Source organism: Orenia sp. (assembly GCF_055140805.1).
On record NZ_JBSQYM010000020.1, the window covers coordinates 1 to 26,386 of the forward strand.

Below are 26,386 nucleotides of genomic sequence, written 5' to 3' on the forward strand. Positions count from 1 at the left end.
CGTTGCTGAAAGTTATCTTTTAAGGTTTTTAGTTAAGAACTTAAAGGTATTAAATTATTAGGATATTTAAATTACATTCTAGAGTTGTTTATCTATATTTTAATCAGAGTTTAATCTTATTTTAGATATTTGACTTTGTAGAAAATAATCAAGTGCTAGATTAATTATGATAATAAATTTGATATTTATCGAATTTTTAGTCTACTATTTATCTTATTTGAATAAGATAAATAGTAGATATTAGACTGGTTAAGAATTTACTTATGTTTTTATGAAGGATGATAAAATAATATGTTATTCATATTGTTTTATGTTAAATATACTATCTTGCTGTGATTAATTAACAAAGGGAGGATATACAATGGAAGTATTGAGAAAAACTAATTTACCTAAGAAGTATGAGTTGCGTATGAGAAGGGATATCAATATTGGGATAGGCCATTTATTTACTGCTCATGAAGAGCAAATTCCAGGTTATTTATCTGTAAAGGTTGATAATTATAATATTGATTATGAGCAGGTTAGATTTTTTGGTGTTGATAGGAAGGGTAAGGAGATTTCAGGAAAAGGGGTAATTCCTTCTCACATAGGTAGCTCTGATACAGGGGAAGTTATTCTGCTATTTAATATAAGTAAATTGATTAAGAGTAGGCAATTTACTGAAGAGACGGTAGAGGGAGTGATTACTCTATCAGGTCAAGAGATTGGTCGAGACCAAATAGAGAGTAATCCATCGATATATTTAGGATAGTTAGGCGGTACTTGCTTAATTATAAAGTGTAGTTTAAGAGAGATAAAGCGACACTTTCGTGCCAGTTGATAATTGATAGTTGATAGTGGATAGTTAACCAATTAAACTCTTTATGTTATAAGGTTTTGAACTTAACTATCCACTATCAACTTTACACTATACACTGAGTTTAAAAGTGTCCCAATATACCCATATTCTATTATTTCCAAATTTAATTTTGAGGTAGATATATTTATAGATAGCAAAAGAGAGATATCAACTAGAGTTGATATCTCTCTTTTGCTATAAGTTCTCCAGTTTTTAAGAAGAAATTGAAGATTAATTTATCCTTATAGAAGTATTCTTTAGTGATAGTGAAGAGATGATAACTATCATTTATTTGCTTGCCAATCATTTGTACCTTGTATCCACGGTAATAGATATCTTCTATTTTCCCGTTTAGTAATAAAATTAATAGATTGTCATTAAAGTTAATATTATCAGGATAGATTATTCCCAATCTATTTAGTACAGTTTTAGATTGATTTTGACTGTCTAAGATGTATAACTTATTATCATATTTATTTATCCAATTGTCATTAAAATTTTTAGTTCTAATGCTTAGAGGAATATATTCTACAGCAGGATAAGGTAATATTTCATCAGGATAACCTAAAGTCATACTTTCACCCCCTTAATAATATATATGCTAGAATGATAAATTAAAATTATCCAATAATTGTAAGGTTAAGTTGTGCACATTTTAGTTTTTATCGCATATATTTATAAATGAAAGCAGTTTAATAGAAGGAGAGGAGGAATAAAATGGCAATTAATTTTAAAGAAGAACAAGTAAGAGTAGAATACGTTATTGGAGAAGATACAGTTAGAGAATCAATTACTAAAGAACTTCCAATACCTGTTCAAGCAAAGCCAGACATAGAGAGAATTTTAGAGGTGAGCACAAAGATTAAATCCACTGAGGTAACTGTTGAAGAAGGTGGAGTGACAATTGATGGAGTTATTGAAGTAGGAGTTATGTATGTAGCAGATACATCAACAGATGATACACCAAGTGATCAGCCAGTACATTATTTTCATGGAGAGATAACCTTTAGTAACTTTGTGGATATTCCTGAAGCAGAGGATTATATGAGTGCTTACGTTGATGTTGATGTTCTAAGATCTAGCTATGACTTTATTGATGAAAGAACTGTAGAAGTAACTGTTGTTCTTAAGAAGTTTGCTAAAGTATTTGACTATCGACAAATGACTATTATTACTGATGTAACTGGAATTAGAGAAGAACTTGTAGAAAAAGAACTATTAAGAATTGAAAATGTAGTAGGAGAGAATACTTATCAAGTAGTAGTAGAAGGAATTGTTGATGTTCCTACAGTTAAGCCACCAATTGAAAGAGTTTTAAAGGTGGAGGGAGGAGCATTAGAGGATAAAAATGTTGAAATAACTGATGGTGCAGTTATTGTAGATGGGCAATTTGAAGTAGGAGTTATGTATGTAGCAGATACAACAGCTGATGATACTCCAGGAACACAACCAGTTCACTTCTTTGAAGGAGGCCTTACATTCTCGGAGGTTATAGATGTTCCAGGTGCAGATGATGATATGACATCATTTACTGAGGTTAAGGTCAAGAGATGGGATTATACAATTACAAATGGTAATAGACAAGTAGAGGTAAGGGCAGTAATAGAAGTATTTGTTAAGGTCACTGAGCCTAAACAGATGTTGGTAGTAACAGGAATTGATAGTGATAGAGTTGAAGTGGAGGAAGAATTACTAAGAGTAGAAGAGGTAATTGGAGAGGATACAGTAAGTGAAACAGTTACCGAAGATCTTATTGTGCCAGATGTAAAACCTAATATTGAACGTATTCTGGAGACAAATGCTCAATTATCTAATACAACATGTGTTGTAGAAGATGGTGGAGTAGTAGTTACAAGCGAGGGAGAAGGTAGTGTTCTTTATGTAGCAGATACGACAGCTGATGATACTCCAGGGACACAGCCAGTTCATTATTTCCATCGTCCATTTAATATTGAGAACTTTATTAACATTCCTGAGGCAGAGGCTGGTATGTCTTGCCATAGTGATATTGAAATTAAGAAGGTTAAAGGGAACAGATTAAATAATAGAACCGTTGAAATGGTAGTTACCTTAAGAAAGTTTGCTAAAGTAACTAACTTCAGACAGTTAACTATTGTTACAGATATAGTAGTTGTATCTCCTGTAGTAGATAGAGATGAGTGTGAGCGACCATCTAAAATAATCTATGTAGTTCAAGCTGGAGATACTTTATATAAGATAGCACGACGTTACAGAACAACGGTAGATGCTATTGTTGATGCTAATGACTTAGATAATCCAGATTATTTAGAGGTAGGTCAGAAGTTGATTATACCAAGGTGTATAATTGATGACCGTGACCAACCTAGAAGACCGAGAGGTTAATAAATAAAAAGACTGTAGGAATCTAGATTCCTACAGTCTTTTTATTTATGTGGTACTTCCATAATGATTGGCATAATCATTGGGTTTCTTCTAGTTTCATTATAAATGAAGTCTCTTAAAGGGTCTTTTAGCTTGGTCTTTAGTTTAGACCAATCAGTGATATTCTTCTCTTCACACTCTTTTAAGGCTATATTTAGTCTGTTTTTAGCTTCTTCAATTAATTCTTGGGATTCTTTCATATAAACAAATCCTCGAGATATAATATCAGGACCTGCTAGTACTTTGCCTGTACCTGACTCAATAGTGATGACCACAATAATAATACCATGCTCTGATAATATTCTTCTATCTCTTAAAACGATATTTCCTACATCGCCAATTCCAGAACCATCAATTAATATCTTACCTGTTGATACAGGAGATGCAAAGTAGGCATTTTGTTCACTGACCTTTAGGCGAGATCCATTTTTGGCTATGAAGATATTATCTTCTGGAATACCCACATCCTTTGCTAATAGTGAATGATGATAGAGATGACGGTATTCACCATGGACAGGAATAAAATATTTAGGTTTAGTCATATTAAGCATCATCTTCAACTCTTCTTGATAAGCATGACCAGAAACGTGAACATCTAATTCCCTTCCATAAATCACCTTAGCACCTTTTTCAAAAAGTTGGTTGATAGTTTCTCCTACAGACCTTTCATTTCCAGGTATAGGTGTTGCAGAGAGAAGGACTGTATCTCCTTTATGTAGGTTAATCTGTCTATGGTCACCTCTAGCAATTCTAGTTAAAGAAGCCATCGTCTCTCCTTGACTACCTGTCATTAGATAAACTATTTTATGGTCAGGGAGGTTATTAATCTTTCTGATTTCTAAGAGCATATCATCAGGAAAGTTAAGATAACCTAAATCTTTGGCTATTTTAGTATTAGCAATCATACTTCTTCCCGAAATAGCAATCTTTCTACCAGTTTCATAGGCTGCATTAATAATTTGTTGTAATCTATCTAGGTGGGAAGAGAAGGTAGCTACAATAATTCTCCCATCAGCTTTTTCAAAGATATTATTGATAGTATCATTAACTACTCGTTCAGATACAGAGTAACCTTTCTGTTCTGCATTTGTACTATCAGATAATAAAGCTAAAACCCCTTCTTCTCCTAATTGAGTTAATCCATTGAAATCAGTAGGTTGTTCATTTATTGGAGTTTGATCAAATTTAAAATCACCTGTATATAAAATAGTTCCAGAAGGGGTTTTAATACCCATAGCAACAGCATCTGGTATACTGTGATTTACCTTAATAAACTTGATTTTAAAAGGATCTAAAGATATTTCTTGTCCAGCAGATATTTGGCGTAATTCCGTTGAACCCATTAAACGATGTTCTTCTAATTTCTTTTTTATCATCCCAAGAGTTAATCTAGTTCCATAGATAGGTATATTACTAATCTCTCTTAAGAAATAAGGAATTGCACCGATGTGGTCTTCATGACCATGACTGATTAACATTGCTTTGATTCTATCTTTATTCTCAATTAGATAGGATATATCAGGCATAACCAAATCGATGCCGAGCATATCTTCTGTAGGAAACATAATTCCACAATCTAAAATTAAGATTTCATCATTATATTCAATTAATATCATATTATTCCCAATTTCTCCTCTACCACCTAGAGGGATAATGGAGATTTCCGCATTTCTTTTCATATATATCACCTCAAATATTATTATATACATAATTATACTCTTTAATCCATTAGAAGTACAGTGTCAATCTGGGATTTTAATCTGTTGACCAGGGTAGATAGTATTTTTATTTTGGATATTAGGGTTAATATTTATGATTTTTTCAACAGTAGTATTGAATTTTTTAGCAATCTGATAAAGGGTATCACCAGTTTTAACTGTATAGTACTTACCACTATTTTTTGAACCTCTTTGTCGATTCTGTCTGATTTCAACAGGAGTAGCAATACTTACTCTGTTATAAAGAAACTCTGCATCTTTATTGTACATTCTAACACATCCATTTGAGATAGCTTTACCGATTGATGAAGGTTGATTGTTACCATGAATTCCGTGCATCTGATGAGTAAATTGCATCCAACGTGTTCCCAAAGCTTTATTATAAGGATTTTTTAACTTGTTAATGATTAAAAAGTTTCCTGTAGGTGTAGGTGTATTTGCTTTACCAATGGCTACTGGAAAAGATCTGACTACTTGGTTGTTCTGATAAAGATATAGAGTTCTTTCATCTAATATAATTAATATTTTAGCCATAACTAGACCTCCTTATCAATTTATTTTCTTAGATTATTATATTAATTTAGAGGCTAATAAGTTAAAATTAATTATGTAAGCTACAGATATTATAGATTTTTATTCTGGAGGCAGAGTTAAATATGACGTTATAGAGAGAAAGTGCGACACTTTGTATCAGTTGATAGTTGATAGTGTATAGTTGATAGTAAAAAGATTAAAAGCTTTGTGATTTAAGGTTTTGTACTTAACTATCCACTCTCAACTATACACTATACACTGGGGTTTAAAAGTGTCCCAATATCCCCATTAACCGATAATCGTTATCTTTAAATTTGACTGATTGTATAAATAATTAGAATAGAAGTAAGGGTATCTATAACCAAAAATTGTATATAATAAAAGGTACAGAGATATAAGTGGAGGTAGAGTTTAATGAAGCGAAAGGATAATCTTATAATTAATTTGATTATAGAAATATTAACTGAAATAAGAAGCAATATTTTTGTAAAGAAGCACAGGAAGATAATTTGTCAGAAGAAGAATCAAAAGGGTTTGAAGTATATTAATGATGGGACTATTACTATAAGAACTGATATCTTGACAATAGAGTCCGAAGTGTTGAGAAAGGGAGAGCTAAGTTATGAAGCAAATAAAATAATAACAGCTTCTAAGTTAGTAGATAGTCAATTAGCATATTTAAAACAGATAATTTTTCAAAAAAAAGTAGGAGATAAGTATCTTATTTTAGATGTTGATAATAGAGAGAATATGAATTTAATCAATAGCAACAATATAAATAAAGTTATATACTGTAGTCTCTGTGGAGATAATATCTTAATTAAAAAGCAGATCAAAGTGGGAGGAATTGCCGTTTACATAAAAGATAATAATCTAGTTATATTTGATGGGGAGGATGAACTTCCAATCTTAGCAATTTATCGCTTGTTTAATCTATCAAAGAAAGTTGACTTGCTGAAGATTAAAAGCTATCTATTTATAGTAGCCTTTGCTTTTATATATAGGGTTCCTCTTTATCTAATTCGTTCATTCTTCTGTAACTATAGCCCATTAAGTGAAGATGATTTGCCAGGAATCTTTGATAAGAGCAATAATAAGAAGGAGTTTACTATTAAATGACTAACTAACTATATAAGAGCTTAAATAGTGAGGTGGATATAGTCATGGATAGTATAGATTTAATTGCACACGCAAAAATAAATTTAACATTAGATGTACTAGCAAAGAGAAAAGATGGGTATCATGAGGTAGAGATGATCATGCAGACTATAGACTTACATGATAGAATATCATTTACTAAAACCGATAAAGGAATTGAGATTATAAGTAATCATCCTGAGGTTCCAACAGATAAATCAAATTTAATCCATAAGGCAGCTGAGCTATTGTTTAAGGAGTTTGAATTGGCAGGTGGACTTAGAGTTAACCTAGATAAAAGAATACCTGTAGCAGCTGGTTTAGCCGGTGGTAGTAGCAATGCTGCAGCTACCTTAGTAGCTGTTAATAGGTTATGGGAGTTAGGCTTAACATCAGAGCAGTTGGCTGAAATAGGGGCTAAGTTAGGAGCTGATATTCCTTTTTGTATTAAAGGAGGAACTCAATTAGCAACAGGAATAGGGACAGACTTAAAAGAGTTACCTAAATGTCCACAGCTTTATCTTGTTCTTATTAACCCTCCGCTTTCAGTATCTACAGCCAATGTTTATGGCAACTTAAATTTAGAACAGATTACTAGACATCCAGCTACAGATAAAGTTATAAGGGCTTTAAAAGAGCAGGATAGAGGTTTTATTATCAATAATCTGACTAATCTTTTAGAGAGTGTGACCTTAGAGCTTTATCCTGAAGTTGCTAGCTTAAAAGATAAAGTAGCAGATTTAGCTGATAAGGCCTTGATGTCTGGAAGTGGGCCAACTATCTTGGGATTTGTATCAGGAATAGAAGAGGCAAACAAGATTAAAGATAAATTAGACAGTCAATTGACTAGAGAATACAATATAGTAATCACTAAGACTATTGACCATGGAGTAACAGAGATTTAATAAATATCAAGGGAGGGGAGATTAATGGGCTTAGATGCTATAGTTTTAGCAGGAGCTAAAAATAATGGTCGATTATCTGAAATTAGCAATCAAGACTATGAGGCTTTAATTGAGCTTAATGGTAAAGCTATAACAGAATATATAACAGATAGATTAAGAGAAGTCTCCTTGATAGATAATATTATAGTAGTAGGTCCTAATGAATTAAATAAAAGAAATATCGATAAATTTATTCCCTGCCAAGATTCTCTATTGGAGAACCTTAAGCTAGGATTGCAAACAGCAACAAGTCCCTATAGTTTAATCTTTACTTCTGATATACCTCTAATTACTGTTGAGGCTATAGAGGATTTTTTAGCTAAATGTGAAGGTGGAAAGGCTGCCTTTTATTATCCACTTATCCCCAAAGAATTTGTAGAAATTTCCTTTCCGAAAAGCAATAGGACTTATTTTTCCCTAACTGAAGGTACTTTTACAGGAGGAAATATCTTTTTAGTTAATGGTGAGATAGTCTTAAGACTAGAAGAGTTGTTAGATAAGATATTGAAATGGAGAAAGAAGCCATGGAAGTTGGCTTATTTATTAGGTTTTACATTTATAATTAAGTTATTGGCTGGAAAACTATCTATAGCTTTAATTGAACAGGAGATATATAAATTAACAGGATATATAGGAAAAGCTATTATCTCTGATTATCCAGAGATCGGATTTGATATTGATAAACCTGCCGATTATAATTTAATAGAAAAAATTTACAAAGGTTCGGGTATAAAAAGTAATTGACCTATTTACAAAGAGTATAATTAATGATAATATGAGAAGAAGTAAAGTTTTATAAAAAAATAGGTTCGAATGTTCGGAAGGAGTGGCATGCTTTTAAGATGAAGATGCGACGGAGTGAAAGGATTGTTGCTGTAACTAAGATATTAACTGATCAACCCTATAAATTGATTTCTTTAAATTATTTTACTGAACGCTTTAATGCTGCTAAATCTACTATTAGTGAAGATCTATCCATCATAAAAAAAGTTTTTTCTATAGAGAAGATGGGTAAGATCGAGACAGTATCTGGAGCAGCAGGTGGAGTTAGGTTTATTCCAGATAAAGGGGTTAAGGATATTCAGAATGTAATCTATGAATTATGTGAATATTTATCTGATTCAACAAGGATTTTACCAGGTGGCTATTTATATATGACAGATTTGATCTTCAATCCTGCTCTAATGGATAAGGTTGGAGAGATATTTGCTACTAAATTTTCTGATTTAGGAGCTGAGTACATAATAACGATGGAAACTAAAGGTATTCCAATCGCTTTGATGGCTGCTAGAGCCTTGAACTTGCCCCTTGTCAGTATTAGAAGAAGTAGTCGGGTTACAGAAGGTTCAGTGCTAAGTATTAATTATGTAACGGGCTCTTCTAGAAAGATACAACAGATGTCTCTATCTCGTAGGGCTTTACCAGAGGGTTCTAAAGTAATTATTATTGATGATTTTATGAAAGCTGGAGGTACAGCTAAAGGAATGTTAGATTTAATGGGGGAATTCAAAGCAGAAGTATTAGATTTAGGTGTATTAGTAGAGACTGCCCAGCCAACAGATAAATTGGTTGAAGATTATACATCTTTAGTTGTATTAGAGAATATTGATGACTTTAAAGAAGAGATAATCGTTAGACCTAGTAGCTGGGTGACTAATCTGAAATAAATTTATTAGTATAGTAAAGGAGGAATTCTTATGGCAGAATTAGACTCTGAAAAGCCAGTATATTCTATTGGTGTTGTTCAAGAAAGGACAGGTTTGACAGGAAGGCAGATCCGTTATTATGAAGAATCTGAGTTGATAAAGCCTGCTAGAACTAAAGGAAATCAGAGAATTTACTCTCAAAGTGATATTGAAAGACTAAAAGAGATTAAAGAGATGTTAGAAAAAGGATTAAATATAGCTGGTATTAAAGAAAAATTAGGAACTGTTAATGAAGTCAAGAAGAAAAAAGAAAAGGCCAAAATAGGTGATTCCCTATATGATGGAAGACCTTTGACTAAATTTAATCGAGGAAAACGAGGACTGACTTCTTTGTATCCAGTTTCTGATAGAGCGCAGCTGTTAGAGATTCTAGATAAAAAAGAAAATGATAAAGACTAGGTCCTCTTGCTTAAGCAAGAGGATTCATATTGTTGTTAAATTTTTATAAATCAACGTGAGTTCAACTATTAACTCCATATTCTATAATAGAATAAATTAAATTTAAATACATATAATAATCTTGACAGTAAACTCTCCCTTTGTTATAATACCTGTGATTAACTAGTAAGTACTAATAAATATATTTTTTAGATTTTCTAGTAATAATGGAGTATTTACTCCATTTTTTATTTTATCTACTTGTTATAATTTAGTTATTTAATTATAGATATGTGAATTCAAAATGAAACTTAACGGCTATATTGGGACAGTTTTAGGAATCAGGAGTCAGGAACCAGTTATCAGTAAAACAGACTGATTCTAGATTTCCGATTCCTGACATGAAAGTGTCGCTTTATCTCCCTATAGCACCATAGCTAAATTTTATTCTAGATTCACGAACCTATAAATTATAGATATTGTTGAAAACTTTAAAATATATTTTTAATATAGAATAAGAATTAATTGATATTATTGAAATTTTTAAATTTATAGTATAAATGAACCTTTTAAATATTTTGACCAATTTTCACTTATTATCCTCTGGCTAGGGAAGGAGTTACTATGAAGATTTATCTAGACACTGATGAACTCTATCAAGATAGACTCTATGAACACAAATTGGCTGTAATTTTAGGTAGGGGAAAGAGATTAAAGAAGATGCTAGATACATTTCCTACAGAATATGATTTTAAAAGTGCCTCTCTAACCAGAATAGCAAGGACAATTAATATTGAGAATAAGAACTCTAAAATTTTATCACAGCTAAGAAAACTAGACGAGACTTATAAAAAATTGACTAGTCCAAAATTTGATATTAACTTGAGTAGAAGACCAAAGGCCGAAGTTATTATGTGTATTGATACTGAGTATTTGTGGAGTGAATTGGATTCTATTCAATATGCTATCAAAGATACTCAAGGCTGGAGGCTGGGAATTATCTTTACTAACAAAGACTTAGCTCCAGCAGTAGGTATTGTGGAAGGAATCAAAATTTTAAAAGATATAATTTATGAAGTTAAACCAGATATTTTTGTTGGTCATAATTTTAATTGTGATATTACTGTATTAGAGAAGGCTTATGGCAGTAAAATTAAAGCTTTACATAATTATGATGATACAATGAAGATGGTTAGAAATAGTAATATATCTAATATTATCTCAGGAGCGAGTTTAGATAAAATAATTGAAAGCCTATTTGATGGTAATACAATTGGATTATTTAATGCCTATCAAGATTTAGATCTCTTTATTAAGTATGGCTTAAAGGATGCTATTTATCCTATTTATGCTAGAGAATATTTTATGACTGGTAAATTACCAGAGGTTGCTGATAAAATAAAGATTAGTCGGATTATTAAATCTGAGGTTTGGAATTTAATAGACTTTGATTCTATTTTTTTAAAGGAGGAAGATTAATGGGTAGACTAATGACAATTACTTTGGCTGCAGGTAAAGGTACTAGAATGAAATCTAAATTACCTAAAGTTTTACACCAGGTAGCTGGAAAAAGTATGGTACAGCATGTTGTCGATACCGCTAATAGACTAGAGCCTATACATAATATAGTGATAGTAGGTTATAAAGGGGAATTAGTAAAAGAGAATACTACTGGTAAACTTGAATTTATAAAACAAGAGAAACAATTGGGTACAGGTCATGCGGTAATGCAGGCTAAGGATCAGTTGAAGGATTTTGCTGGTACTGTATTGGTTTTATATGGCGATACTCCTTTATTGACTGCAGATACTTTAAATAATCTAATTAAAGAGCATGAAGGTCAAAAGGCAGCAGCAACTATTTTAACAACAAAATTGGCTGATCCAACAGGTTATGGTAGAATTGTTCGTAACTTAGAAGGTCATGTTACTAAGATTGTTGAGGATAAGGATACAACTAAAGAAGAAGCTGATATTAATGAAATCAATACTGGAATTTGTTGTTTTGATAGTGAATTATTATTAAATTCTTTGGCTAAATTAGATACTGATAATGCTCAAGGTGAATATTACTTAACAGATGTTGCTGGAATTTTGGCTGAAGAAGGAAAATTGGTTACAGCAGTAGTAACTGATAATTATGAAGAGACTATAGGAGTGAATACTCGTAATCACTTGGCTAAGGCAGAGAAGACACTGCGACTAAGGATTTGTGAGAAGCATATGACAAATGGGGTTACAATTATTGACCCGAATAATACATATATAGATAGTGAAGTGGAAATAGGTCAAGATACAATTATTTATCCTTTTACTTTTATAGAAGGAAAAACTAAGGTCAATGACGAAGTAGTTATTGGTTCACAATGTAGAATAAAAGATTCTTTTGTCGAAAAAGGTACAAGGATAGAATCTTCTATTATTATTGAAAGTGAAATAGGAGCTACTACTTTAATAGGACCTTATGCTTATCTACGTCCAGGAACTAAAATAGGTAATGATGCTAAAGTCGGTGATTTTGTAGAGATTAAGAACTCCCAAATAGGTAATGGTAGTAAAGTTCCCCATTTAAGTTATATCGGTGATGCTACTATTGGTGATAATAGCAATATTGGTGCAGGGACTATTACTGCTAATTATGATGGCAAGGATAAGCATAGAACAGTTATTGGTGACAATGCTTTTATTGGAAGTGATTCTACATTAGTTGCTCCATTGAGAATAGGAGATAATGCAACTACAGGTGCTGGCTCAGTAGTTACCAAGGATGTAAAAGATGGGGATGTAGTTGTAGGTGTTCCAGCTAAATCAATGGATTAGTTCTTTATTATAACTTAATATAAATATAAAGATGTATACTATTAACAGGAGGTCTATATTGATGCCATCAAGCAATCAAGAACTGAAAATTATTACTGGTAATGCTAATCCAAAATTAGCAAAAGAAATTTGTAAATGTTTAGGGACAAAATTAGTCAATGCAGACGTTAAGAGATTTAGTGATGGAGAGATTGGTGTTGAGATTGAAGATAGTGTTAGAGGTGATCATGTCTTTGTTGTTCAATCGACTTGTCCACCAGTTAATGATAGTTTAATGGAATTATTAGTTATTATTGATGCTTTAAAAAGAGCATCTGCTAAAGAAATCACTGCAGTAGTTCCTTATTATGGCTATGCTCGTCAAGATAGAAAGGCAAAACCTAGAGATCCAATCACTGCTAAATTGGTTGCCAATTTGATAGCTGAATCTGGCGCCGATCGTGTAGTTGCAATCGATTTACATGCTCGTCAAATTCAAGGGTTCTTCGATATTCCTGTAGATAATTTATTAGGTGCTCCAAGGTTAGCAGAATACTTCAATGAAAAGAACTTAGAAGATGTAATTGTTGTAGCTCCAGATATTGGAGGGGTTAAAAGAGCGCGTGACTTTGCTGATAAGTTAAACACTTCTATTGCAATCATAGATAAGAGAAGACCTAAGGCTAACGTATCTGAAGTTATGAACATAATTGGTGATGTTGATGGGAAGAATGTAATCTTAGTGGATGATATGATCGATACTGCAGGTACTATCTGTAATGCAGCTAGAGCATTAAAGGAGCATGGTGCTAAAGAGATATTTGCTACTTGTACTCATCCGTTATTCTCTGGACCAGCGATAGAGAGGTTAGGTGAAGCTCCAATAACTGAGTTAGTTGTCACTAATACTATTCCTTTAGCAGAAGATAAATTAATGGACAAGTTAACTGTCTTATCAGTAGCTCCATTATTGTCTGAAGGAATAGAAAGAATATACAAAGATCTATCTGTTAGTGTTTTATTCTAGTTTTTTTGATACTTTAAATTAAAAGTGTTATAATAAAGTTTATGAGAAAATTTAAAAAAGGAGAGATTAGTCATGGATCGTTTACAACTTAAGGCTGATATTAGAGAACAAAAAGGAAAAGGTGTTGCTAGACAATTAAGAAGAGAAGGTCTTGTTCCTGGTGTTCTTTATGGATTAGGTCAAGAACCTGTTAACTTAAAATTAGATGCTAAAGAAGCTAGTAGAGTTACTGGTGGAAATGCTATTATTGATTTAACTTTAAGTAATGGTGACAAAGAGACTGTAATGGTTAAAGATGCTCAATTAGAGCCTGTAAAAAAAGACTTATTACACATTGATTTATATAGAATCAATATGGATGAGAAGGTTACAATTGAGGTTCCAGTTGAATTAGTTGGAACTGCTGCTGGTACAAGAGAAGGTGGAATCTTAGAACAAATACTTAGAGAAGTTGAAGTTGAATGTTTACCTACAAATATCCCAGATAAGATTGAAGTAGATGTTACAGAGTTAGATATGGGACAATCTTTAAATATTGGAGATGTAAATACTGGAGATATTACTATCTTAACTGATGCTAGTGAAACAGTTGCTACAGTAGTTGCTCCTGAAGCAGCTCCAGCTGAAGATGCTGAAGAAGAAGAAATCACTGAACCAGAAGTAATTGGTGAAAAAGCAGATGACGAAGAAGAGGAAGAGTAATATTAATTAATAATACTCAATTTAAGGCGTAATCATTGTGATTACGCCTTATTTTTTTAATATAGGTGTTAAATAATAAAAGGTATAAGTTAATAGGTTTATTTGGAGGGATTATAATGAAATTGATAGTTGGATTAGGAAATCCAGGCTTTAAATATGAGACTACTCGTCATAATGTAGGATTTATGGTGATTGATTATTTGGCTAAAGAGTATAGAGAGGAAGTAAGCAGTAAAGAGAAGAAGGCTTTAGTGGCTAAAACTAGAATAGCTGGAGAGAAGGTTATTTTGGCTAAGCCCCAAACCTTTATGAATAATAGTGGAGAGGCAGTAAGGGCTTTAGCAGACTATTATAATATTGAAACAGAAGATATTCTGGTAATTTATGATGATTTGGATTTAGAGGTCGGCCAAATTAGATTAAAGCCTAAAGGTGGACATGGTGGACATAATGGTATCCGCTCTATCATCAACCATTTAGGGAATAAAGAATTTAATAGGTTGCGTATAGGGATAGGCCGTCCAGCTTATGGTACAGTTGTTGATTATGTCTTAGGAAAGTTTAACAAAGAAGAAGATAGTTCTATTAAAGATGCAATAGAGCAGTCAGCTTCAGCAATTAAGCTGTATCTAGAGATAGATTTGAATAAAGCAATGAACAAATATAATTAAATATCTTCTACCTTTAAACCTGAGAATATTCTCAGGTTTTTGTATATTTATAGCTTATTGGGCTATAATAATCAGAGAAATTCTATATAATTTCATCATCGACCTTTTAACTATATAGAAACCGATAAAGATTTGATATTAACCGTTATAGTAATACTAACAAGTTCAAATAATTTTTTGCAACTAATCTCACGAATTGATGCGAATTAAAATCAAGAGCTTTTAAGTCTTTAATTTAATCTAATCTAATCTATTAATATCCTAATTCGTGTGATTCGCATTAATTCTCACCCCAAGAGTACTTCTTCGGGTAAATTACCTCAGGGCGTTGCTAAATTAATTTAAATTTTTTTCATGTTATATACATAATGAATTTAGGAGCCAATTATGAATTTTATATTTACAGGATTATTAGCTTCTTGTTTAGCTTTTATTATTAACCGCTATTTAGTATCGAGAATTGGGAATCAAGCTATAGTCTATATTATTCCCATATTAGAAGAGAGTTTAAAGACGTTCTCTTGTTATATATTTGGAGCTGATTTAATATTAGTTCATCTTATCTTTGGTATTGTCGAAGGAACTTTTGATTATCTAAATAATAGAATTGCTGCTCTGTTAGCTGTATTTAGCCATCTTTTATTTGCTTACATAACTTTAATTATTTGGAGTCTCAGTAATATAGTATTGGCTATCTTAATAACATCACTTATCCATATGACTTGGAATTATTTAATAGGGAGGCTAACGTTATGAAGATTATTTATCGCTGTGACAAATGTCAAAAAATAATTGAACACCTTGAATTAGAAGACTTTAATCAAGAAACTCTAGGTTTAAACATCTTGACTGACCAAGAGAAAGAGGATATAATAAAAATGGAAAATGATACTGTATATATTAGTTTGACCTGTGATGACTGTATAGAAGATTATGACTGGTCAAATGTTATTCATAATAATCAAATACATTAAAGACTTTGAAGGTAAGGGTCTTAGGTAAACCTAAGGCCCTTTAGTTTATTTCATAGTATTTTTGTATTTTTAATACTAGAGTAATTATTTTAATTTTGGTTTAAAGGGGTAGATTTGGATGGGACAGAATTTATTGAACTTGATGGATGGTCATATAGAATTTGAGAAGTTACTGACCTATTATCAGTCAGAAGAAGAAGTAAAAATAATAGGATTAGATGATAGTAGCCAGAACTTCTTTCTGGCTAATCTTAAAAGCAGATTAAATAAAGGGCTACTGATTGTTACTTCTACTATGCAAAAAGCAGATGATACTTATGAAGATTTAACTAGATTAGTTTCAGAAGATGAAGTTTTGCTATTTCCTAGGCTAGAAATTTTACCCCATGAATCCTTAGAGGTTGAACAGAGTGTTAAGGCGGAGAGGTTAAGGGTTCTTAATAGTTTAGTTAATAATGAGGGTAAGCTGATTGTAGCACCCATTCAGGCTCTATTAGAGATTGTTATCCCTTATTCAGTTTATAGAGATTATATAATTAATCTGTCCATAAACCAAGAGTTAGATATTAAAGATTTATCAGCTTATTTGGTAGAGATAGGTTATGAAAGAGTTGATATTATAGAGACTAAGGGGCAGTTTAGTATTAGAGGTGGAATAGTAGATCTTTATCCTTATACTGTTAAGCAGCCAATTAGAATAGAACTATTTGGTGATGAGGTTGAATCAATTCGTAATTTTGATATAGGAACACAGCTCTCTAAAGGTGAATTAACTGAAGTAGAATTAGGACCAGCTACTGAGTTTATCATACCTAGAGATAAGATGGATATAGCTTTAAAGCAGATTGAGAAAGATGTAGAGAAAGAATCTAAAGATATATCACAAGATGCCAGACAGAGAATTAAAGAGATTGTGATTAGTAACTTAGAACAGATGAAAGAAGGTATTTACTTTCCAGAAATCAGACAGTACTTAAGTTATTTCTATCAGCCAACTACCCTATTAGATTACTTTAATGACATTATAATCTTTGACAATCCAATTAAGTTGAAAGAATCAGCTATAGAATTTTTATCAAATATCAGTCAGAGTTACTCTAATTTATTAAGGCAAGGCAGAGTATTAGAGAGCTATAAGGAACTATTTATAGATTTTAATCAGTTGCTCTATAGAGGGGATAATTATAAATTATACCTATCTCCAATTACTAAAGAGATAGATTTTATAGATGCTAAGTTTACTTTAGAGATTAATAGCAGAAGATTAGAGGCATATCAAGGTAAACTTGAATTTTTTGTAAACAAACTTAAAAGTTATTTTAAAGATGATTATAAAATTGTAATTGGTCTATCGAGCAAAAGTAAAGCCGAAAAGTTAAAAGAAAGGCTACAGGAAGCTGATTTACCTGCTGTTGTGATATCTAACATTACTGATGAATTAAAACTAGGGAATATAGTTTTGACTGTCAATAATCTATCTAATGGATTTATCTTATCTGATATTAAATTTATCTTTTATACTGAAAATGAAATTTTCAAGAAGAATAAAAGAAAAAGGAAGAGGGTCAAGGCTTTTGAACAAGGGATTAAATTATCTTCTTTTACCGATTTAAAACAAGGTGATTATGTTGTTCATGAGAATCATGGAATAGGTAAGTATTTGGGAATAAAAACTTTAACAATACAAGGGAAGAACAAAGATTATCTGGTCTTATTATATGCAAAGGATGATAAATTATATATACCTACAGAACAAGTCGATTTGATTCAAAAATATGTAGGATTACAGGATAAAGAACCAAAATTACATAAATTAGATGGCGATAGCTGGACCAAGGCGAAAGCTCGAGTTAAACAGTCCGTTGAAGAGATGGCTGAAGAGCTATTAGAACTATATGCTAAAAGAGAGCTTCAAAGAGGATATTCTTTTGGAGAAGACACTATTTGGCAACAAGAGTTTGAAGAGGAGTTTCCATATCAGGAGACTCCAGACCAGATAAAAGCCATTGAAGCTGTTAAGGAGGATATGGAATCAGAACAACCTATGGATAGACTCTTATGTGGTGATGTGGGCTATGGAAAGACAGAGGTAGCTATTAGAGCGATCTTTAAGGCTATTATGGATGGAAAGCAGGCTGTGTTTTTAGTACCAACTACTATTTTAGCCCAACAACATTGGAATAATTTAGTTGATCGTTTTGCAGATTATCCTATTAATGTAGAGATGCTAAGTCGTTTTAGAACAGCTGCAGAGCAGAAAAGTAGTATTGAAGGCTTAGCTGAGGGGAGTGTAGATTTAATAGTAGGAACTCATAGATTATTATCTAGTGATATTAAATTTAAAAATTTAGGGTTAGTAATAGTTGATGAAGAGCAACGTTTTGGAGTGAAACAGAAGGAGAGGTTAAAGAGGTTAAAAGAAAGTGTAGATGTACTTACTTTAACTGCTACGCCAATTCCACGAACTTTACATATGTCCTTGGTTGGGGTTAGAGATATAAGTTTGATAGAGACTCCACCTGAGAATAGATATCCTATCCGTACCTTTGTAGGTAAATACGATGAAGATTTGATTCAAGATGCGATTCAAAGAGAGATAAATCGTGGAGGTCAAGTCTATTTTGTACATAATCGGGTTAAAGATATTAGAGAGATTGCAGCCCATGTTCAGAGATTGGTTCCTGAGGCTAGGGTAGCGATTGCCCATGGACAGATGAGCGAGTTAAAGTTGGAAGAACTAATGTTAGACTTTTTAGAAGGGAACTTTGATGTGTTAGTCTGTACAACGATTATTGAAACAGGTATGGATATATCGAATGTAAATACTATTATTATTAATGAAGCTGATAAGCTGGGATTATCACAACTTTATCAACTGCGGGGTAGAGTTGGAAGGACCAATAGAATTGCCTATGCTTATTTATTATACAAACCAGAAAAAATACTTTCTGAGATAGCAGAGAAGAGGTTAAAGGCTATCAAAGAGTTTACTAATTTAGGTTCAGGATTCAAGATTGCTATGAGAGACTTAGAAATCAGAGGAGCAGGAAATATATTAGGTCCTGAACAACATGGGCATATTGAAGCTATTGGTTTCTCTTTGTATTGTAAGTTATTGGAAGAAGCGGTGAAGAACTTAAAGGATGAAGGAGCAGAAGATAAGCTAGAGGTATCATTGGAATTAAAAGTAGATGCATATATACCTGATGAGTATATCAGTGATTCTAGACAGAAAATCGAAGTATATAAGAAGATAGATGCTATTTCAGATATGGAAGAATATAATCGATTAAAGGAAGAATTGCAGGATAGATTTGGTGATTTGAAAAAAGAAGTAATAATTTTATTAGAATTGGCTAAAATTAAGATAAAGGGAAGGAAGATGTCCCTAGTACAGGTCAAAGAAAAGGGTCAAGCTTTGGAGTTGCAGTTTAGCAAAAATCATTCTCTATCAGGAGAGAAGTTAGTTGCTATAAGTCAAGAGTTTGATAGACTAAAATTTGTGGCAAGTAATGAACCTAAAATTAAAATATCAAATAGTAATTTAAGTGATCAAGATAAAGTTAACTTAATAATAGATATCTTAAATTTTTTATCACCTCAAGAAAATTTCCAGAATTAGTCAAGTGATTTTTTACATTAGTTGGTATAATAAGAATAAAATTTTCAAAGTAATTATATACTAATAGTGAGTACTAAGGAAATAAAACTATTAGGAGGTGACAATTACTTAGTATTCCTGCTTTTAGGATACTAAATAATTAAAAATGAAAGCAACTGGAATAGTACGTCGCATAGATGATTTAGGTAGAGTGGTAATCCCTAAAGAGATTAGAAGAACAATGAGAATTAGAGAGGGAGAACCTTTAGAAATATTTGTAGATCGTGATGGAGAAGTTATTTTAAAGAAGTACTCTCCAATTGGGGAGCTAGGAGAATTTGCTCAAGAATATGTAGATTCCTTATCAGAGGTAACAGGACATATGGCATGTGTTTTAGATAGAGATGCTATCGTTGCAGTAGCTGGTGGTAAAAAGAATAAGTTTATCGATAAGCCTGTTAGTTCAATTACAGAAGATGTAATGAATAGTGGAGAAATTAAGATTATCAATGAAAAGACTGAAGATATCTTCTGTGAAGGGATCTATGGAGAAGAAGAGAGTACATTTACAGCACAAGTTATAGTACCAATTATGATGGATGGTGATGCCATCGGTGCTGTTGTATTAGCCTCTAAGAAAGATGGGGCTGAGATGGCTGACCTTGAAGTTAAGTTAGCCAGTACAGCAGCTGGTTTTTTAGCAAAACAGATGAAAAGTTAGTTTCTTGGTGGGCGTATAGCTCACCTTTTTTATTTACCTTAACACTTCTTATATTGGCATAAAAGTTTATAGGTTGTTATAATATGGGTATATTGTGACACTTTCGTATTAGTGTGAGTTATCAGTGTGATTGTGTGTGAAGTGTCTTTCTATTGGGGTTTACTCACACTCACACCCCCACTCACACTGATATTTAAAAATTTCTCTTTTGCATCTTTATTTCCATATTACGATTAGTAAATTGAAGTCTTGTTCTATAATAAAAGCCTAGGTAAAAGGGTAGCATAATTGATGAAAATCTGTTATCATTAATATTTGGAAGGAATAGTATTCAAGGAAGGAAGATGTAGTTGAGTACAACAAAAAAGGACTCTTTATTAAAAGGAACAGCTATTTTAGCTACAGCTGGATTTATTAGTAAATTTTTAGGATTTATCTATAGAGCTTTTTTAGGAAGAGTTATTGGAGATCAAGGTTTTGGACTTTATGAGAAGGCTTATCCCATCTATACTATGATTTTGACAATATCTACAGTAGCTATTCCTGTTGCTATTTCTAAATTAATATCTGAAAAAAGAGCTGAAGGAAGGCATGATTTAGCTTATTACATATTTAAAGTGGCTTTAAGGTTCAGTTTTATTTTTGGTTTTTTGGCAAGTGTAGTAGTTGCAATTTTTGCTAAACCTCTTGCGAAATATTTATTAGGTGATGCTAGAGTTTACTACTCTATTTTAGCGATAGCACCGGCTATATTTGTGGTATCAATTATGGCAACCTATCGAGGATATTTTCAAGGATGGCAACAGATGAAACCTACAGCAATTTCGCAGGTTGTAGAGCAGATACTTAGAATGACAACTATGATTTTATTAGCCTATTTTCTATTACCTTATGGAGTAGAATATGGTGCAGCTGGTGCAGCCTCTGGAGCATTTTTTGGAGCTATTGCAGGTCTAGTTGTTATTTTGGTTATTTACTATAGATTTCAGAAGAAGCATCAAGATAAATTCGATAACTCAGCTGATAATCCTCCAGTCAAGGAAGTGTTAAATAAAATAGCTTCTCTAGCTATACCTGTAACTGTTGGTGCCTTAATCTTGCCTCTAATGAGGTTGATTGATGCTACTATGATTACACCTAGGTTGGAGGTAGCTGGTTTTAGCTTGGAAGAAGCAACAAGTTTATATGGACAATTCAATGGAATGGCCATGACATTAGTCAGATTTCCTACAGTTATTGCTGCTTCTTTAGCCGTCAATTTAGTTCCTGCTATTTCAGAAGCCTATACTCTTGGTTCGGACAAGCTAGCAAAGAACAGAATTGCCAAGGCATTTAAGTTAAGTCTATATATATCAATTCCTGCTACTATAGGTTTGGTTACTTTAGCTGAACCATTATGTAGAGTTATTTTTGCAAATACACAGGCAGCAGTTTCTTTACGTTATGTAGCTTTAGGGGTAGTTGCAGTTAGTTTACAACAGGTTAGCTCTAGTATGTTACAGGGTTTTGGTAAGCCAAGATTACCAGCTAAGAACCTCTTTTTTGGTGCTTTAGTCAATGTTGTTTTAAATTATACATTAACAGCTATGCCTACTTTGGGAATTAGGGGGGCGGCATTAGGGACAGTAGCTGGATTCTCTATTGCAGCAATTTTAAATATGGTAGCTGTATTTAAGATAGTAAAGCCAGATTTTAATTATAATATACTGTTAATTAAACCATTATTAAGTGGTGGAATGATGTTTTTAGTTATTCTATCAATTTATAATCTGCTATCTGTTTTTTCAGATTTTGAAGCCTTTACTATTTTAGCAACAGTTATTATGGGAATGCTAACTTATGGTATAGCATTGCTATTAACTTCTGCCATAAAAAAAGAAGATTTGAGGTTGATACCTAAAGTTGGAGTTAGATTAGCAGAATTTCTAGATAAATTAGGATTAGTGAGGGGATAAAATGTTACAGATAGTTGGTTTGGGGGCTGGAGGGTTAAAATTATTGACTTTAGAGGCTTATCAAATCTTGAAGAAGGCTGATAAGGTTTATTTGCGAACTAAAGAGCATCCAGCAGTAACTGATTTAGAGGGAGAGGGGATAGTTTTTGAAAGCTTTGATTATTTATATGAATCCTGTGAAAGTTTTGATGAGGTTTATGAGACTATAACGGACAAAATTATAAGTTTAGTAAATAGTAAAGAGAATATCGTTTATGGAGTACCAGGACATCCTCTAGTCGCCGAAGATACAGTACAGAAGATTATCAATAATTTAGATGATAGTGATTATCAAATTATTGCTGGACCTAGTTTTATAGATGCTATCTTCACTAGTTTGGGAATTGACCCTATTTCTGGTATCAAGGTCCTAGATGGATTGAATTTTACACTCAGAGATTTAGAGCCATCTATTGCCACCATTATCAGTCAAGTTTATAATCAAATGGTAGCTTCTGAAGTTAAATTGACCTTGATGGAGATTTATCCTGATGATTTTAAATTAACTGTTATGAGAGGGGTAGGTTTGATAGAGGAAAGGATAGAAGAAGTACCTTTATACCAACTAGACCGTTTAGATTGGATTGACCATTTAACCTCTATTTATCTACCAGTACATCAAGATAATAATAGAGAGTTCAATAGATTATTAGAGATTATGGAGATACTAAGAAGCCCTAATGGTTGTCCTTGGGATTTAGAGCAGGATCACCATTCTTTGAAGAAGCATTTAATTGAAGAAGCCTATGAGGTCTTAGAGAGGATTGAAGGTGATGATCTTTGGGGAATGGCTAATGAGCTTGGAGATGTCTTATTGCAGGTAGTCTTTCATGCCCAAATAGCCAAACAAGAAGGTACCTTTACTATCTATGATGTCATCGAAGAGATAAATGAGAAGATGATTAGACGCCATCCCCATATTTTTGCTCAGATTCAAGTTGAAGATGCTGCTGAAGTAGTAGATAATTGGGAAGAGATTAAACGTCAAGAGAAGGCTAAAACAGGTGAAGAAGAGCTAAATTCTATTTTAGATACTGTTCCAATACAGTTACCTGCTTTAATGCAAGCACAGAAAATTCAATCTAAAGTAGCCAAAGTTGGTTTTGAATGGCCGGAAGTTGATGGGGCCCTAGCTAAAGTAGAGGAAGAGATAGCTGAACTTAAGGCAGAGATAATAGAGAATAATTTTAAGGAGATTAAAGAGGAGTTTGGAGATTTGTTATTCTCTTTAGTTAATTTAGCAAAATTCTTAGAGATAGATGCTGAATCTAGTTTACGACAGACAATTAATAAATTTAAAGATAGATTTAATTATATAGAAGAGAGAGTTGCTCAAAAGAATAAAGAATTAACAGATTTTTCTTTAGAAGAATTAGATGAATTATGGGAGGAAGCTAAGAAGACTAGAAGGAGGAACTAAGATGTTGGAGATGCGAAGAAATATTAGTATTCTATTATTGTTATTATGTATATTTATACCAGTGACTGCTTATGGACAAACTAAAGCTTTTGATGTTAATGCCAAATCTGCTGTTTTGATGGAGGCTGAGACTGGACAAGTATTATTTGCTAAAAATGAACATATGGAGTTACCCCCAGCTAGCATTACTAAAATTATGACTGCGTTGTTAGCAATGGAAGCTATTGACCGAGGTGATGTTAGTTTAGATGATAAGGTTAAAGTCAGCGCTTTAGCAGAGTCTATGGGTGGCTCACAGGTCTGGTTAGAAGCAGGAGAGAAGATACTTTTAAAAGATTTATTAAAGTCTGTTTTAATCCCTTCAGCAAATGATTCAGCTGTTGCGATAGCTGAATATATTGGAGGAACAGAACAGAATTTTGTAAGGATGATGAATCAGAAGGCTAAGCAGTTAGGAATGAAAAATACACTATTTATTAATACAACTGGTTTGCCAGTAGAGCATGGGAATCACCATAGTAGTGCTTATGATATAGCACTTATGGGTAGAGAGTTGGTAAAACATAAGAAGATTTTTGATTGGACTAGCAAACGATTGGCTTATATCAGAGATGGAAACTATCCTATCTATACAACCAATGAATTGTTGGGTCATTTTCCAGGTGCTGATGGTTTAAAGACTGGATGGACTGAGGAGGCTGGATATTGTTTAGCAGGAACGGCCAAACAAGGTGATTTAAGGTTGATTGCAGTGGTGATGGGAACTGATAGTCCTACTGCAAGAGTGGATGAGACTGCTAAATTATTAAATTATGGATTTAGAGCATTTACTAAGGCTATTTTAATCAATTCCGGTGTTGAAAAATCAACAGTAGAGGTTAAGAAAGGAAAGAAATTAGAAGTTCCTATTGAAACTGCTCAAAGCTTCTCTGCTATGATTGAAAGAGGGACTAAAGAATTAGTTGAGCAAGAAATTGAGATTAACAAGGAGTTAGAAGCACCAGTCAAAAAAGGTGAAAAGGTTGGAAAACTAATCTTTAAGAAGGATGATAGAGTTTTAGGTCAGGTTGATTTAGTAGCCGCTAAGGATGTTGAAAAAGCAGGCTTCTTTACTTTAATTTGGCGGTGGATTGTTCAGTTTGTGATGGGGTTTTTTGAGAAATAATTTTAAAATAGGGTAAATCCTGAATTCAGGATTTACCCTATTTTTATAGTTTTAATTGAGTTTTAATAAGGATATTGCGACATTTGTAGGAATTAGGAGCCAGGAACCAGGTATCAGTAAAACAGACTGATTCCAGATTTCCGATTCCTGACACAAAAGTGTCGCATTATTTCTTTCTTATATCAAATTCTATATTATTAAAAGATATTAATCATCAATTTCTCTGAGGTTGACTCAATAACTTTGGAGCAAAATAATCAATTCCAATAGCTCCAAGAGGTGCTGTTAAGACAATCGACATTACTGCCAAAGCTAAGATTAACTCTCCATTAGGTACTCCATTAGCTAAAGGGACAGCACCGATAGCAGCCTGTACCGTTGCCTTTGGGATATAAGCAATTACACAAAAAACTCTCTCTTTGAAAGTAAGGTAACTATTAGCTGTTGAAATTAATACCCCGATACTTCTAGCAATCAATCCCAAGAATATTAATAAAATTCCTAGCCAACCTGCATGTATAGCTACTTGAACCTTAACGGCCGCCCCGATTAAGACAAATAAGAATATCTTAGCAGGTATCCACAATTTATTTAAAGCTAAGGATAAGTTAGTGGCTACCTTTTTGTTCTTTTCTAACAACCAATATCCAATAGTCATTAAACCTAATAGACTGGCTACTCCTAAATAGTCTCCTAAAACTGTAGTAAAGATAGCAACAACTAGTAGGATAATGGTTTGATAGCTTAAATCTAGTTTAGTATATCTGCTAAAGAATTTTTCTAGAAGATATCCAATAATCAACCCTAAGATAATTCCTCCAATGATTTTAATAGGAATCTCTGCTAAGATACTGAAGATTTGAACTTCACCACTTTTGAATAAGCCCAGAAAGATACTAAAGATTGTAATAGCAAAGACATCATCAATAGAAGCACCTGCTAAGACTAGAGTTGGGACTTCCTTATCTTTTCCTAATCTCTTATCAATTAATTTTAACATCGATGGTACAACGACTGCTGGAGAAACAGCAGCAATGATAAAAGCCAACATTCCTGCAGCCTGCCAGTGTAATTTAAAGACATAAATACCTATTAAGAAGATAGCGCCTCCTTCACACAATCCAGGAATACAGCTTAGTTTGAAGGCAGTTTTTCCAATCTTCTTTAGAGTCTCTTTGCTGATTCCCAATCCTGCCCTAAGTAAGATAATAATCAAGGCTAATTCTCTAATATCTTGAGAAATACCCATTAACTTTTGGTTTAATAAGCCATAGCCTGATGGTCCTAAGATAATTCCTGCCAATAACATTCCTAGCAAACTAGGCAAATTTAGTTTTTCAAAGATAAATCCTAAACATAATCCAACAATTAAAATTAAAGCAATACTCAATAACATTTTATTCCTCCTTAATTTAATAATGGTTCAACAATGAACTTTGTGATTAAAGAAATCTAAGTTACAAGAAAAATATAAAAATTGAAGTTTAAAAACTAAAATTAGTGGCAACGAATTAACGCGAATTGCACGAATTAGAGATTAAAAGACTAAATTAAAAATTTAAAAGTTCTTGACCTAAATTCGAGTTAATTCGAGAGATTCGTTGCAAAAAATATTTTAAATTATTTAAATATAGTATTTTCACAAAACTCGTTGA

The 26,386-nt window shown here is 32.6% G+C and carries 23 protein-coding genes; 19 read left to right on the forward strand and 4 right to left on the reverse strand.

Annotated elements, in window-relative coordinates:
- Positions 1–361: 361 nt before the first annotated feature.
- Positions 362–751 carry a hypothetical protein gene (locus tag ACTCDL_RS03655; protein ID WP_463174113.1) on the forward strand — a complete coding sequence of 130 codons (390 nt, stop codon included), beginning with the start codon at positions 362–364 and terminating at the stop codon, positions 749–751.
- Positions 752–1,010: 259 nt separating this feature from the next.
- On the opposite strand, the gene ACTCDL_RS03660 is transcribed toward ACTCDL_RS03655, so the two are convergent.
- The gene (locus ACTCDL_RS03660) at positions 1,011–1,412 is read right to left on the reverse strand and encodes a hypothetical protein (protein ID WP_463174115.1); all 402 of its coding nucleotides are present in this window, start codon (positions 1,410–1,412) and stop codon (positions 1,011–1,013) included.
- 143 nt (positions 1,413–1,555) lie between these two features.
- Here ACTCDL_RS03660 and ACTCDL_RS03665 point away from each other — a divergent pair, with 143 nt between their 5' ends.
- Entirely contained in the window at positions 1,556–3,202 is a 1,647-nt protein-coding gene (locus tag ACTCDL_RS03665) for a DUF3794 and LysM peptidoglycan-binding domain-containing protein (protein ID WP_463174116.1), read from the forward strand.
- A gap of 41 nt (positions 3,203–3,243) precedes the next feature.
- Here the strand turns inward: ACTCDL_RS03665 and ACTCDL_RS03670 are convergent, their stop codons facing one another.
- Both ACTCDL_RS03670 and ACTCDL_RS03675 read right to left on the reverse strand, forming a co-directional pair.
- Positions 3,244–4,920, reverse strand: a complete 1,677-nt coding sequence (locus ACTCDL_RS03670; RefSeq protein ID WP_463174119.1) for a ribonuclease J — start codon at positions 4,918–4,920, stop codon at positions 3,244–3,246.
- A 63-nt stretch (positions 4,921–4,983) separates the two neighbouring features.
- Positions 4,984–5,493, reverse strand: coding sequence for a L,D-transpeptidase family protein (locus ACTCDL_RS03675; RefSeq protein ID WP_463174121.1), 510 nt, complete (start codon positions 5,491–5,493; stop codon positions 4,984–4,986).
- Between the two features lie 414 nt (positions 5,494–5,907).
- Between ACTCDL_RS03675 and ACTCDL_RS03680 the strand changes: the two genes are divergently transcribed.
- The 17 genes from ACTCDL_RS03680 (at position 5,908) to ACTCDL_RS03760 (ending at position 24,731) form a co-directional block, all read left to right on the forward strand.
- The gene (locus tag ACTCDL_RS03680) at positions 5,908–6,612 is read left to right on the forward strand and encodes a hypothetical protein (protein ID WP_463174123.1); all 705 of its coding nucleotides are present in this window, start codon (positions 5,908–5,910) and stop codon (positions 6,610–6,612) included.
- A 44-nt stretch (positions 6,613–6,656) separates the two neighbouring features.
- Entirely contained in the window at positions 6,657–7,535 is an 879-nt protein-coding gene (ispE, locus tag ACTCDL_RS03685; RefSeq protein WP_463174125.1) for a 4-(cytidine 5'-diphospho)-2-C-methyl-D-erythritol kinase, read from the forward strand.
- A gap of 24 nt (positions 7,536–7,559) precedes the next feature.
- Positions 7,560–8,318 (forward strand): nucleotidyltransferase family protein, encoded by a 759-nt coding sequence (locus ACTCDL_RS03690; RefSeq protein WP_463174127.1) that lies wholly within the window; start codon positions 7,560–7,562, stop codon positions 8,316–8,318.
- A gap of 98 nt (positions 8,319–8,416) precedes the next feature.
- Positions 8,417–9,241 carry a pur operon repressor gene (gene purR, locus ACTCDL_RS03695; RefSeq protein ID WP_463174130.1) on the forward strand — a complete coding sequence of 275 codons (825 nt, stop codon included), beginning with the start codon at positions 8,417–8,419 and terminating at the stop codon, positions 9,239–9,241.
- A gap of 30 nt (positions 9,242–9,271) precedes the next feature.
- Positions 9,272–9,679, forward strand: a complete 408-nt coding sequence (locus ACTCDL_RS03700) for a MerR family transcriptional regulator (protein ID WP_463174132.1) — start codon at positions 9,272–9,274, stop codon at positions 9,677–9,679.
- Between the two features lie 603 nt (positions 9,680–10,282).
- On the forward strand, positions 10,283–11,137 hold the full coding sequence (locus ACTCDL_RS03705; protein WP_463174134.1) for a hypothetical protein: 855 nt from the start codon (positions 10,283–10,285) through the stop codon (positions 11,135–11,137).
- Positions 11,137–12,477, forward strand: a complete 1,341-nt coding sequence (gene glmU / locus ACTCDL_RS03710) for a bifunctional UDP-N-acetylglucosamine diphosphorylase/glucosamine-1-phosphate N-acetyltransferase GlmU (RefSeq protein WP_463174136.1) — start codon at positions 11,137–11,139, stop codon at positions 12,475–12,477. The genes ACTCDL_RS03705 and glmU overlap by 1 nt, the downstream gene beginning before the upstream one ends.
- A gap of 61 nt (positions 12,478–12,538) precedes the next feature.
- A complete protein-coding gene (locus ACTCDL_RS03715) occupies positions 12,539–13,483 on the forward strand; it encodes a ribose-phosphate diphosphokinase (protein WP_463174137.1) in 945 nt (314 codons plus the stop codon).
- Positions 13,484–13,555: 72 nt separating this feature from the next.
- Complete coding sequence (locus ACTCDL_RS03720; RefSeq protein WP_463174139.1) at positions 13,556–14,185, forward strand: 50S ribosomal protein L25; 630 nt, start codon at positions 13,556–13,558, stop codon at positions 14,183–14,185.
- Positions 14,186–14,301: 116 nt separating this feature from the next.
- On the forward strand, positions 14,302–14,856 hold the full coding sequence (pth, locus tag ACTCDL_RS03725; RefSeq protein WP_463174141.1) for an aminoacyl-tRNA hydrolase: 555 nt from the start codon (positions 14,302–14,304) through the stop codon (positions 14,854–14,856).
- A gap of 387 nt (positions 14,857–15,243) precedes the next feature.
- Positions 15,244–15,612: a hypothetical protein gene (locus ACTCDL_RS03730; protein ID WP_463174143.1), complete on the forward strand. Its 369-nt coding sequence runs from the start codon at positions 15,244–15,246 to the stop codon at positions 15,610–15,612.
- Positions 15,609–15,830 (forward strand): anti-sigma-F factor Fin, encoded by a 222-nt coding sequence (locus ACTCDL_RS03735; RefSeq protein WP_463174145.1) that lies wholly within the window; start codon positions 15,609–15,611, stop codon positions 15,828–15,830. Before ACTCDL_RS03730 ends, ACTCDL_RS03735 begins: the two co-directional genes overlap by 4 nt.
- Positions 15,831–15,948: 118 nt before the next feature.
- Positions 15,949–19,452: a transcription-repair coupling factor gene (gene mfd / locus ACTCDL_RS03740; protein WP_463174147.1), complete on the forward strand. Its 3,504-nt coding sequence runs from the start codon at positions 15,949–15,951 to the stop codon at positions 19,450–19,452.
- A 145-nt stretch (positions 19,453–19,597) separates the two neighbouring features.
- Positions 19,598–20,152 carry a stage V sporulation protein T gene (gene spoVT, locus ACTCDL_RS03745; RefSeq protein ID WP_068719658.1) on the forward strand — a complete coding sequence of 185 codons (555 nt, stop codon included), beginning with the start codon at positions 19,598–19,600 and terminating at the stop codon, positions 20,150–20,152.
- A gap of 350 nt (positions 20,153–20,502) precedes the next feature.
- A complete protein-coding gene (locus ACTCDL_RS03750) occupies positions 20,503–22,107 on the forward strand; it encodes a putative polysaccharide biosynthesis protein (RefSeq protein WP_463174149.1) in 1,605 nt (534 codons plus the stop codon).
- Between the two features lies 1 nt (position 22,108).
- A complete protein-coding gene (gene yabN, locus ACTCDL_RS03755) occupies positions 22,109–23,566 on the forward strand; it encodes a bifunctional methyltransferase/pyrophosphohydrolase YabN (RefSeq protein WP_463174151.1) in 1,458 nt (485 codons plus the stop codon).
- Position 23,567: 1 nt separating this feature from the next.
- Positions 23,568–24,731, forward strand: coding sequence for a D-alanyl-D-alanine carboxypeptidase family protein (locus ACTCDL_RS03760; RefSeq protein WP_463174152.1), 1,164 nt, complete (start codon positions 23,568–23,570; stop codon positions 24,729–24,731).
- 214 nt (positions 24,732–24,945) lie between these two features.
- On the opposite strand, the gene ACTCDL_RS03765 is transcribed toward ACTCDL_RS03760, so the two are convergent.
- Positions 24,946–26,127 carry a cation:proton antiporter gene (locus ACTCDL_RS03765; protein ID WP_463174154.1) on the reverse strand — a complete coding sequence of 394 codons (1,182 nt, stop codon included), beginning with the start codon at positions 26,125–26,127 and terminating at the stop codon, positions 24,946–24,948.
- Positions 26,128–26,386: the final 259 nt, after the last annotated feature.

What these genes read in the sequence shown, in the direction of transcription:
- ACTCDL_RS03670 (WP_463174119.1), bottom strand. Translation starts at nt 4,920, where the DNA reads ATGAAAAGAAATGCGGAAATCTCCATTATCCCTCTAGGTGGTAGAGGA.
- yabN (WP_463174151.1), top strand. Translation starts at nt 22,109, where the DNA reads ATGTTACAGATAGTTGGTTTGGGGGCTGGAGGGTTAAAATTATTGACT.
- purR (WP_463174130.1), top strand. Translation starts at nt 8,417, where the DNA reads ATGAAGATGCGACGGAGTGAAAGGATTGTTGCTGTAACTAAGATATTA.
- ACTCDL_RS03690 (WP_463174127.1), top strand. Translation starts at nt 7,560, where the DNA reads ATGGGCTTAGATGCTATAGTTTTAGCAGGAGCTAAAAATAATGGTCGA.
- ispE (WP_463174125.1), top strand. Translation starts at nt 6,657, where the DNA reads ATGGATAGTATAGATTTAATTGCACACGCAAAAATAAATTTAACATTA.
- ACTCDL_RS03660 (WP_463174115.1), bottom strand. Translation starts at nt 1,412, where the DNA reads ATGACTTTAGGTTATCCTGATGAAATATTACCTTATCCTGCTGTAGAA.
- ACTCDL_RS03720 (WP_463174139.1), top strand. Translation starts at nt 13,556, where the DNA reads ATGGATCGTTTACAACTTAAGGCTGATATTAGAGAACAAAAAGGAAAA.
- ACTCDL_RS03655 (WP_463174113.1), top strand. Translation starts at nt 362, where the DNA reads ATGGAAGTATTGAGAAAAACTAATTTACCTAAGAAGTATGAGTTGCGT.
- ACTCDL_RS03680 (WP_463174123.1), top strand. Translation starts at nt 5,908, where the DNA reads ATGAAGCGAAAGGATAATCTTATAATTAATTTGATTATAGAAATATTA.
- ACTCDL_RS03705 (WP_463174134.1), top strand. Translation starts at nt 10,283, where the DNA reads ATGAAGATTTATCTAGACACTGATGAACTCTATCAAGATAGACTCTAT.
- ACTCDL_RS03730 (WP_463174143.1), top strand. Translation starts at nt 15,244, where the DNA reads ATGAATTTTATATTTACAGGATTATTAGCTTCTTGTTTAGCTTTTATT.
- ACTCDL_RS03700 (WP_463174132.1), top strand. Translation starts at nt 9,272, where the DNA reads ATGGCAGAATTAGACTCTGAAAAGCCAGTATATTCTATTGGTGTTGTT.
- ACTCDL_RS03665 (WP_463174116.1), top strand. Translation starts at nt 1,556, where the DNA reads ATGGCAATTAATTTTAAAGAAGAACAAGTAAGAGTAGAATACGTTATT.
- pth (WP_463174141.1), top strand. Translation starts at nt 14,302, where the DNA reads ATGAAATTGATAGTTGGATTAGGAAATCCAGGCTTTAAATATGAGACT.
- ACTCDL_RS03675 (WP_463174121.1), bottom strand. Translation starts at nt 5,493, where the DNA reads ATGGCTAAAATATTAATTATATTAGATGAAAGAACTCTATATCTTTAT.
- ACTCDL_RS03735 (WP_463174145.1), top strand. Translation starts at nt 15,609, where the DNA reads ATGAAGATTATTTATCGCTGTGACAAATGTCAAAAAATAATTGAACAC.
- mfd (WP_463174147.1), top strand. Translation starts at nt 15,949, where the DNA reads ATGGGACAGAATTTATTGAACTTGATGGATGGTCATATAGAATTTGAG.
- ACTCDL_RS03765 (WP_463174154.1), bottom strand. Translation starts at nt 26,127, where the DNA reads ATGTTATTGAGTATTGCTTTAATTTTAATTGTTGGATTATGTTTAGGA.
- spoVT (WP_068719658.1), top strand. Translation starts at nt 19,598, where the DNA reads ATGAAAGCAACTGGAATAGTACGTCGCATAGATGATTTAGGTAGAGTG.
- ACTCDL_RS03760 (WP_463174152.1), top strand. Translation starts at nt 23,568, where the DNA reads ATGTTGGAGATGCGAAGAAATATTAGTATTCTATTATTGTTATTATGT.
- glmU (WP_463174136.1), top strand. Translation starts at nt 11,137, where the DNA reads ATGGGTAGACTAATGACAATTACTTTGGCTGCAGGTAAAGGTACTAGA.
- ACTCDL_RS03715 (WP_463174137.1), top strand. Translation starts at nt 12,539, where the DNA reads ATGCCATCAAGCAATCAAGAACTGAAAATTATTACTGGTAATGCTAAT.